Origin of the sequence: Bacillus inaquosorum KCTC 13429, assembly GCF_000332645.1 — a bacterium.
Lineage (GTDB): Bacteria > Bacillota > Bacilli > Bacillales > Bacillaceae > Bacillus > Bacillus inaquosorum.
The window spans coordinates 1-10,613 of record NZ_AMXN01000019.1 but is presented as its reverse complement, the minus strand read 5'-3'; the positions used below and the strand labels follow the sequence as shown (position 1 = coordinate 10,613).

The 10,613-nt window shown below is 50.8% G+C and carries 2 protein-coding genes; both read right to left on the bottom strand.

Going from position 1 to position 10,613, the window contains the following annotated elements; translation table 11 throughout:
* Positions 1 to 8,264 (bottom strand): surfactin non-ribosomal peptide synthetase SrfAB (gene srfAB, locus BSI_RS23370; protein WP_032732427.1); only part of this gene is annotated, 8,264 nt, incomplete at its 3' end.
* Positions 8,265 to 8,276: 12 nt separating this feature from the next.
* The coding region (locus BSI_RS00065) for a condensation domain-containing protein (protein ID WP_032732426.1) at positions 8,277 to 10,613 on the bottom strand (2,337 nt) is incomplete at its 5' end.

The window sequence follows — 10,613 nt, the reverse complement described above, 5'->3', positions numbered from 1 at the left end:
TCGGCGCCGATTGTCCAGGTCGGGAACATCTCCCAAATGGAGGCGTCAAATCCGAAGCCCGCGTACTTCGCACTGCGGTCTTCCTCTGTCATACTGAACGCGTCGTGGTGCCAGAAGCACAGGTTCACAAGCGCATGGTGCTCAACCATGACACCCTTCGGCTGTCCGGTCGTTCCAGACGTGTAAATCATGTACGCGAGGTTCTCCGCGTTTGTATCCGCCTCTGGATTTTCCTCATCATTTTCATCAAGCGGCAGGCTTAGAATCGTGCGATCCCCGTCGAGAAGAATGACGTCTCCTGAGAAGCTATCCGGAACTGAAATGCCTTCCTGTTTCAAGAGAAGCTTCGCGCCGCTGTCTTGTAAAATATAGTCAATCCTCTGATCCGGATAGTCAGGATCAATCGGCACAAACGCCGCCCCCGCCTTTAAGACGCCGAGCACCGCAGCGGACATTTCAAGCGACGGCTTCGTGAGGACGCCGACGCGCTCATCCGCGCTGATGCCGCAGTCGATCAGAATCCGTGCGAGACGGTTTGCCTTCGCATTCAGCTCGCCGTACGTCCATGACTGGCCGTTGTATGTAACAGCCCGGCGGTCTTTGTGGCGCTGAGCGGTCTCTTCGAATAGCTGATGAACGGTTTTGTCTGTCGGCACAGGGAGCGTTTTGCCTTTCCATGCGTCCAGAAGCGTTTGTTTTTCTGTTTCAGTGACGATTGACAGGCTGGAAAGCGGTTGGTTCGGGTTTTCCGCAACAGCCTTTAGTAAACGGAGAACGTATTCGCTCCATTTCTCAGCCGTCTCTCTTGAGAACAGATCAGTCGCATATTCGAGCTGCAGGCCGATGCCGTTTTCATCAGTGAATCCGCCTAATGTCAGATCAAACTTAGACGTTCCCTGATGGGCCTCATAAGGTGAAATGCTTAGGTTCTGCAATGTAAGCTGTTCTTTATCAGGATTTTCTGTCGTCACCATTACGTTAAACAATGGATTTCGGCTCATATCCCGAGGAAGATCAAGCTGATTGACCAAGTCCTCAAACGGATATTCCTGATGTTCAAGCGCTGACAGGTTCGTCTGCTTCGCTTTCTCCAGAAGCTCTGCAAAGGTTTGCTGTTCTTCCGCTTCCATTCTTAAGGCAAGCGTATTGACAAACATCCCCGGCATGTCTTGGACATCGGCATTCATCCGGCCGGCAGTGACGGAGCCGATGACGATATCCCGCTGTCCGGAAATTTTGCTTAAAAACACGTGGAAAACAGCATGAAGCACCATGTGCAAGGTCGTTCCGGTTTCTGCAAGCAGTTTCTCTACCGCCTTTGCCGTCTCGCTTCCCGTACGGAAACGGACCGTGTCCCCTTTAAAGCTTTGCACAGGCGGACGGGCGTAATCGAGCGGAAGATCAAGCTCCGGCAGCTCGCCTGAAAGAACCGAGAGCCAGTACGCCTCATGCTCCTTCATCCGTTCCTTTTGCGCAGCTTCATTTTGCCAAACGGCGAAATCCTTATAATGAAGCGCCGGCTCCGGAAGCTGTTCTCCTTTGTAAAGCAGCGCCAATTCTTTTACAAAAATGCCTCTTGATACGCCGTCAGCGATGATGTGATGCATATCCAAAAGCAGCAAGTGTTTCTTCGCTTCTATTCGAAGCAAAGCCGCACGAATGAGCGGCGCATTGTTTAGGTCGAATGGCCGGATAAATTCCTTGATCTTTTGTTCCGCTTCATCTTCTTCCGCTTCAAACACATGAAGATCAATCACCGCCTCCTCAATAATGCGCTGAACAGGCTCACCATTGGCTTCTATAAATGATGTGCGCAATGACTCGTGTCGATTCACAAGCTGATTCAGTGAGTCGCGCAGACGCGAAATATCAAGCTCGCCTTCCATCAGAAGAGCAGATGGCATGTTGTAGCTGATCGTCTGCCGGTCAAGCTGATTCAGTACATACATCCGTTTCTGCGCGGATGACAATGGGTACATATCCTGTTTGTCAGCCGGTCTGAGTACATGATGGCCGCCTGAAACTGCCGATGCCTCCATATAAGCCGCAAGCTGGCGAACAGTCGGCTTCTCGAACAGCGCTTTAAGCGGTACGGTTTTCTCCAATTCGGCCTGAATGTTGGCGATGAGCATCATTCCTTTTAATGAATGGCCGCCTAAATCGAAGAAATTGTCATCGATGCCGATCGCTTCTATGCCAAGCGTTTTCTGCCAAATGCGGCATAGGCTCTCTTCAAGCGCTGTTTCCGGTGCGGCTGAGGCCTTGCGTCCGGATTGTGCCGCGTTCGGCTTCGGCAATGCGTTTCTGTCGGTTTTCCCGTTTGCCGTCAGCGGAATCGCGTCCACCTGCACAAAGAAAGCAGGAATCATATGAGACGGCAGTGTTTGTGAAAGCTGGTTCCGGAGCGTTGCTTTTTCAATGTCTTGATCCGCCGTATAATACGCGCAAAGCTCTTGAAGTCCGCCCTCGGAAACCGCTAGCACAACCGCTTCATGAATTTCGCTGAGGCTTAGCATAACCGTTTCAATTTCTTTCGGCTCAATGCGGTAGCCGCGGATTTTCACCTGATCATCAGCCCGGCCGATAAATTCAAGCGTACCGTCAGAAAGTCTTCGTACGACATCTCCGGTTTTGTACATGAGGCTGCCCGGTGAATATGGATTTTCTACAAATCTCTCGGCTGTCAGCTGAGGCCTGTTGAGATATCCTCTCGCAAGCCCCTGCCCCGTGATATAGAGCTGGCCGCTCGCTCCTTGAGGCACAAGCTGTAACGCCTCATTTAAGACAAGCGCGCCGGCATTCGCAATCGGCTGTCCGATTGTCGGGCGTTTCGCGAATGCGCCCGGTTCAGACAGATTAACCCGTCCGGCGATGGCGCCGATCGTCGCTTCAGTCGGGCCGTAGTGATTGATAAATTCGGTATGCCCATACACCTTGCGGAAGGCGAGAACATCCGCCGGGATGATTTTTTCTCCTCCCAAGACAATCAAGCGCAAGGATTCAAAGTTTGGCTCTTTTGTAAAGCTGGCCGTGTTCACCATCGTATGGAACAGAGACGGTGTCAGTTTGATATATGTGATCCCGTGTTCTTTGATATAACGCCCAATTTCATCCGGTGCCGTATAGGTTTCCTTCGGCACGATGTGGAGCTCGCCCCCTGCCAGAAGAACAGGGAACATGCTCGTATAGCCCAGGTCGAATGCGTAAGACGAAAGCAAAACAGACTTATCGGTTTCCGTCAGGCCCGCCTCATGATTAAACCAAGAAACATAGTTTGTCAGATTGCGATGCTCGATCTGCACCCCCTTCGGCTTCCCGGTCGTACCCGACGTATAAATGACGTATGCAAGATTACGAGATCCGGAAATCGGTGATGGGCGCTCCTTGCTTTCATTTCTCCACGCTGCGTCATCAAGGTTGACGATTGTTCCTTCATATTGCCCAATGGCCGTCATATTTCTTTCGTTCACGACCGCAATTCTCGCTCCGCTGTCCTCTAATGAATAGCGGATTCGTTCTTCAGGCGTATCAGGATCAATCGGAAGGAAAGCCGCACCCGCCTTCATGACACCGAGAATTGATACCATAACCTCAGCTGACCGATCCATGACAATCGCGACGATGTCTTCACTTCCTGCCCCTTGCGCACGAAGATGATGTGCCAGCTGGTTGGCCTGTTCATCAAGCTCGCGATAGGTCAGCAGATTTCCGCCAGATATCACCGCAGGATGATCAGATGTTTGCTGGGCCTGTTTTTCGAAAAGAGCTGCAAAGGTTGCTTCAGTAATTTGAGTCATATGTCTTTCTTCAAGCAAAGCAGCCGTTTCTGCTGGTGAAAGCAAGTCTACATCAGACAGCCGAACGTTCGGATTAGCCGCGGCCGCTTTGATGATATTGACAAAGTGGCTGCTCCAGCGGCGGATGGTTTCGTCCTTAAACAGAGCAGTCGCATAGTCAAAGCTTAGGCCGATATCCTCTTCACGCTCGACCGCTTCCAAGGAGAGATCGAATTTCGCCACGTGATGAAGCATGGAATACGAAGAAATCTTCAAATCTCCTAATCTCAATGAAGGAATCTCCATGTTCTGCATGTTGAACATCACGCTGAACAGCGGACTTCGGCTTGTGTCCCTTGTAAGCGGAAGCTTTTCAATCAGCTCCTCAAGCGGATAGCTCTGGTGCTCGAATGCTTGAAGGCTGGCTGTTTTGACCTCTTCCAGGAATTGCGCAAAGGTTTTATCTCCCGCAGGAGCCGTTCTTAGTGCCACCGTGTTGACAAACATGCCCGGCACACCTTGCAGATCAGGATGTGTTCTTCCCGCTGTCGGCGAGCCGACAATGATATCATCCTGTGACGCGTACTTAGAAAGGAGTACATTGAATGCTGCCAGCAAAAACATGTACATTGTCGTATCCGTTTCTGCCAAGAGTGATTTGATTTGAGCCGTGCTTTGCTTATCGAGCCCGAACATTACGCGCTCTCCCGCAAAGCTCCGTTCAGCAGGCCGTTCGAAATCCGCCGGTAGATCAAGAATCGGCAGCTCGCCTTTAAAGGTTTCGAGCCAGTATGCTTCATCTTTTTGATGATCAGCATGTTCTTTGTGCCAAACAGCGTAATCTTTATAGTGAATCTGCGGCAGCTCAAGATCAGCGCCTTGATATATTTTGGCGAGATCACCGATCAGAATGCCTGTTGAACTGCCGTCAGTGATGATATGGTGCATATCAATGAGCAGCAGGTGGCGTTCTTCCTCAAGCTGGACAAGCTTCGAACGGACGAGCGGCGCGCGGTTTAGTTCAAACGGCTGAATGAACGCTTTGATCATTTCCTCCGCGTCTTCTTCCCATCCCTTGGCAGCCTCCAGCTGGAACGATACGTTTTTATGAACGGTTTGTACAACTTCTCCATCGATCATGTCAAACGATGTCCGGAGGATTTCGTGCCGGTTGATTAATTGCTGAATCGCATTTTCAAGCCGGTCTCTATCTACTTCTCCCTCCAGCAAAAGTACAGCGGGGACGTTGTAGCTTGTGTTTGCTTGTCCAAGCTGATTGAGGATATACATTCTCCGCTGGGCCGGGGATACAGGATAATGCTGCTGATAAGGTGCTTGCTTGATCGGTTCAAACGTCTGCTCCTCCTTGCTTTCGTTCTCTTCCAAATACAGCGCCAGTTCTTGAATGGTCGGCTTTTCAAAAAGCACTTTAATCGGTACTTCCTTATGAAAATGCTCCTGGATTTTCGCCGTCATCATCATCGCTTTCAAAGAATGACCGCCGATCATAAAGAAGTTATCGGTAACGCCTGCTTTGACGCCGAGTATCCCTTCCCAGATCTCCGCTAATTTCTTTTCACTCTCTGTTTCTGGTGCTGCGTACTCCGGCTGCGCGGTTTCTGATTGAGGCGCAGGCAGTTCTTTTTTGTTGATTTTTCCGTTTGGCGTGAGCGGCAGGCTGTCCATCTGAATCAAATGTGCAGGAACCATATAGTCAGGCAAAGATTGAGACAGTGTTTTTCTCAGCCCGCTCACAGACACTTCACGGTCCGCCGTAAAGTATGCACAAATTTCATTTTCGTCTGCTTTGTTCTTGCGGATGATCACGGCAGCCTCTGTCACATGCTCTGCCATGTTCAGTTTTGTTTCAATTTCGCCAAGCTCAATTCGGAAGCCGCGCACCTTCACTTGATTGTCGATTCTTCCTAAAAACTCGATATTGCCGTCCGGCAGCCATCTTGCCAAGTCGCCAGTGCGATAAATCCTTTCACCCGCTCTGAACGGATCTTCGAGAAATTGCTTCTCCGTCAGCTCAGGGAGATTGACATATCCTCGCGCTACACCGATTCCGCCGACGCACAGCTCGCCGGGCGCGCCAATTGGCTGCAGGCGCTGCTGCTCATCCATGATGTAGGCAGTCGAATTTCCGATAGGTTTCCCGATTGGAATAGAGCCGCTATACTCACGGTCGATCAGAAAACTTGTTGAAAACGTCGTGTTTTCAGTCGGGCCGTATCCGTTCCACAATGAAAGCGACGGCGATGCCTGTTTCACTTTGCTGACAATATGCGGCACGAGGGCGTCTCCGCCGATAATTAAATGTCGCAGTGTGCCGAACATGCCGGCATCCTTTGCGGCAAGCTGGTTGAATAAAGGTGATGTCAGCCACATGGCCGTGATTCTCTGTTCGCGCAGGAATGCTGCAAATTGTTTCGCATCAAGCAGCGTCTCTTTTTTGACAGGGTAAAGCGCTGCGCCATTCAGCAGTGCGCCGAATACTTCAAAGGTTCCGGCATCAAAGCTGACAGCTCCCGTTTGCGCCATGCAGTCCTCTTCATGGACAGGAACATACCCGCCATTTTTGACGAGACGAAGAATGCTTTTATGTTCAATCATGACGCCTTTCGGTTTGCCCGTCGAACCAGATGTGTACATAATGTACGCCAAATCAGTCGGTGCGGATGGCAGATTGAGATTGTCAGCCGCTTCGCTCTCTTCAAAACCGCTGTCCAGTGTAAGTACCGGCACTTGCAGCTGATGTGCCTGCTCTGTATAAGACTTTCCGGCCAATACCATCCGAATGGAACTGTCCTCCGCCATGAAACGAAGACGATCCTCAGGAAGCGCTGGATCAAGCGGCACATAGGCGGCGCCTGCTTTTAACACAGCCAGCATGCCGACAACGGTTTCTGCCGATCGGTCGTTCATTATCGCGGCTGTTTCCCCTTTTTGAAGACCTTGTTCGACAAGCTTTCTAGCCAGACGGTTAGCCGCTCTATTCAGCTCACGGTACGTCAGCTCGACTCCTTCATATACGACGGCAGTGCTCGCCGGCGTCCGTTGCGCTTGCTCTTCAAACACTTGATGAACCCCCATTCCTTCAGGGAGTTCGGCTTTCGTGCTGTTAAACACCTCGACAATTTGCCGCTGCTCTTCGTCTCCCACAAGCCCGTACTCACGCACAAAAGCGGCCGGCTGATCGACAGCTGCTTCCATCATGCGGGTAAGGTGCTCCGCTGTCCGTTCGATAAAAGCGGAATCAAAGGCGGCTCCGTTATATTTAATTTTGACGGTCCACGTTTTGCCCGGATACACAATCAGGTTGAAATCGAAGCTCGTTTGTTCAAATGCGCTTTCTACCTTGATCGAAAACCCGAGGCGATCTTCCATGCTGCCGTTTTCAAGCTCTTGGTCCAGCGGATAATTTTCAAACGCGACCAGATGGTTCAAGAGATTGCTGTCGAGCGCTGAGCGTTTTTGAATCTCATAGAGCGGCACGTAATCGTAACGCTCCGCCTCTACTGCATGCTGCTGAACAGCTGAGAAAATATCAGCGAAAGCAGCATCTTGATCTACTTTTACCCGCACTGGAATGGTGTTGATAAACAGCCCCGCCATCGTTTCAATCCCGTTGATTTCAGACGGCCGTCCCGATACGACCGTGCCGAAGACAACGTCATTCGTAAAGTTGTATTTACTGAGAACAATGCCCCAAACAGCCTGAAACAGGTTAGGCCCCGTCACTTGATGGCGGTTTGCGGTTTGCTGAATGCGGGTAACCAGTGTTTCATCCCATGTAAATGAATATTCTTTATTGACGTATTCATCTTTGTTCTCAGGCAGACGGCCCGGGAGCACGCTCGGCTGTTCAAAACCCGCCAAGCGTTCGCTCCAGTAGCTCTCCGCTTCTTCATTGTCCTGTTTTCCAAGCCACTTGATGTAGTCGGAATAAGGCTTGCCCTGGCCGTTTGCCGGTGTCCGGCCTGCTCTGAGCGCTTCATAGTTTTGGAACAGGCTTTTCATGAGTACGCCCATGCTCCAGCCGTCCATCATAATATGATGATTGCTCCAGACAAGATACAGCTGTTCTGCATCAAGACGGAAAACCGCCACCTTGAACAAAATGTCTTTTGCCAGGTTAAAACCTTGGCGCTGCACGTCTTGTTTATAACGCTCGATGTGCTCTTTTTGGCGGTCTCGGTCCGCATGACTGATATCTTCATAGTGCACCTTTGTTTTGCGTTCCGCTAATACAACCTGACGCGGTTTTTGCAGCTGCTGGTGCACAAATACCGTACGGAGAATATCGTATGACCGAATCAGTTCATTGACGCTTTTCTCAAAGATTTCAAGATCAAAAGCACCGTGAATCCCAAGCTCTAATTGTGTGAAGTACGAGGAAGAATGCGGATCAAGCATCGCATGATACAGCATTCCCTCCTGCATCGGTGTCAGCGCGTACACCTTTTGAATCGATTTTTTGCTCATATGCCACCTCTATTAGAAAATTTCCATTAATTTATCCAGCTCATCCAGCGTCAAATCATCATCGCCAAGGTCACTCGGCGTCAGTTCCGTTCCATCTTGAGATAGGCAATGTTCAATGACTCTGAGAAGATGGGCTTTAAAGCTGTCGCTGAATGTCTTTATCGTTTTTTCATGAAATTCAAGAGAATGATAGGCCAGTGTCATCGTCAGTTTTCCGTTTTCGATGTATCCGACAACATCGAGCGCGTTCGGTTTTTCTGTTTCCGGGCTTAACGACTGTCCTGACGGCAGCTCTGATCTCGTGAACAAGCCTGCATCCGACATTTCATCGAACTGTCCTAAATAGTTGAAGCTGACATCCGGCTGAATCGAGAACGCCACATCTTCTTTATGTTCCGGCGCCGTCAGATAGCGCAGAATGCCGTATCCGACTCCCTTATTCGGCACATGTCTGATATCTTCTTTCATTTGCTTCAGCTGGTAGCCCAGATCATCCGCATGCTTCATATCGAGCACCATCGGGTACATACTCGTAAACCAGCCGACTGTGCGGGAAATGGTCAGGTCTTCTATGATTTCTTCACGTCCATGCCCCTCTAAATGAACACTTACTTGATCCTGACCTGTCCACTCCTTCATCGCCAACCCGAATGCCGTCAGCAAAATATCATTCATTTCTGTGTGATATGCCTCATGCACCTTTGTTGTGAGCTGTTCTGTTTCTTCAGCAGTCAGCGAAAATTCGATTGTCTTTGTATGTTTCATTCGCTGATCACCAGATTCGCGATCTTTCGGAAGCTTTGCCGCGACAGTCTGTTCTTCAAGCTGTCTCCAATACTCTTTTTCTTTCAAAAAGGCCTTGGAGTTCGCAAAGTCTTGCACTCTCTCTGCATACTCCGCAAATGAATGTGTTTTCTGCGGGAGAACCGGTTCATTGCCTTGCTTAAGCTGTGTATAAACCGCGGCGAAATCCTCCAGTAAAATCCGCCACGACACGCCGTCAACCACTAAGTGGTGAATGGCAAGGAGCAAGTGGTCTCCATCTTCTGCTTGGAACAAGCCTGCTTTTAACAAGCCGCCTTCCTGCAAGTCGATGCTGCTTTGCAGCCGTTCCGCTTCTCTCTCTATGCGGTCTTCATAATCTTTCGCTTGGCCTTCAATCTGAATGATCTCTAATTGAGCTGAAGCAGCTTCAAGTCCTCTGTTGTATTGAACGACGTCTTTCGGCTCCTCACGGTAGACCATACGGAGTGCATCATGGTGCTCGATCAGCGCCTGCAACGTTTTCTCCACCCGTTCAGGATCAAATCCTTTTTTGGCGTGAAGCATCACTGATTGGTTCCAATGGTGCTTGTTCGTGAAGTTCTTTTCAAAGAACCAGCGCTGAATCGGTGTCAGGATGACTTCGCCCTCCACTGGGCCTTGGTCTGCCTGTTTGCCTTCGGCACGCTCCACGTATTGGGTGAGCTCTTCGATCGTCGGGTGCTGGAAGAGGTCTTTCATTTCCAGCTTCCAGCCGTGCTGGTTCAAGCGGCTTGCCATCTGGATTCCTTTGATGGAATCTCCGCCGAGCGAGAAGAAATTGTCGCTGACACCGATCTCCGAAATGCCGAGCACATCCTGCCAGATGCCTGCAAGCAGCTCTTCCATATCCGTTGCCGGCGCTTTGTATTCTCCGCTTCCCGCTTCGATGTCCGGCTCCGGCAACGCTTTGCGGTCAACTTTTCCGTTTGCCGTAACCGGAAGCTCGTTCAGCGTCACCCAGAACGCCGGGATCATGTAGTCCGGCAGGGTTTCTTTAAGCGAAGACTTTAATGCTTCTATGTCAGCTGTTTCCGGTGTCACATACGCTGCGATCGCTGTATGGCCGCCTTTATCTTTGACAGCTGTCACCGCCGCATCCTGTACCTCAGAAAGCTGGGCGAGCTGGACTTCGATTTCTGAGAGCTCGATCCGGTAGCCGCGGACCTTGACCTGCTGGTCGATCCGGCCGATGTACTCGATGCCGCCGTTCACCCATTTCACCAAATCGCCGGTGCGGTACATGCGTTCACCCGGCACAAACGGATCAGCGACAAACCGCTTCGCGGTTTCATCTTCTCGATTCAGATAGCCGCGCGCCAGGCCGCGTCCCGCCACGCAAAGCTCTCCGGCTACGCCTTCCGGCTGCACCTGATTGCCCTCGCCGAGAATGTACACTCTCGTATTGGCGATCGCCTGCCCGATGGAAAGCGAGCCTTCCTCCGGATTGATTTCTGTGCTCGTGGCAACGACCGTATTTTCTGTCGGCCCGTAGTTGTTGACGAGCGTGTACGGCTGTTTGACCGCGCGCTTCAGCTTGTCTCCTCC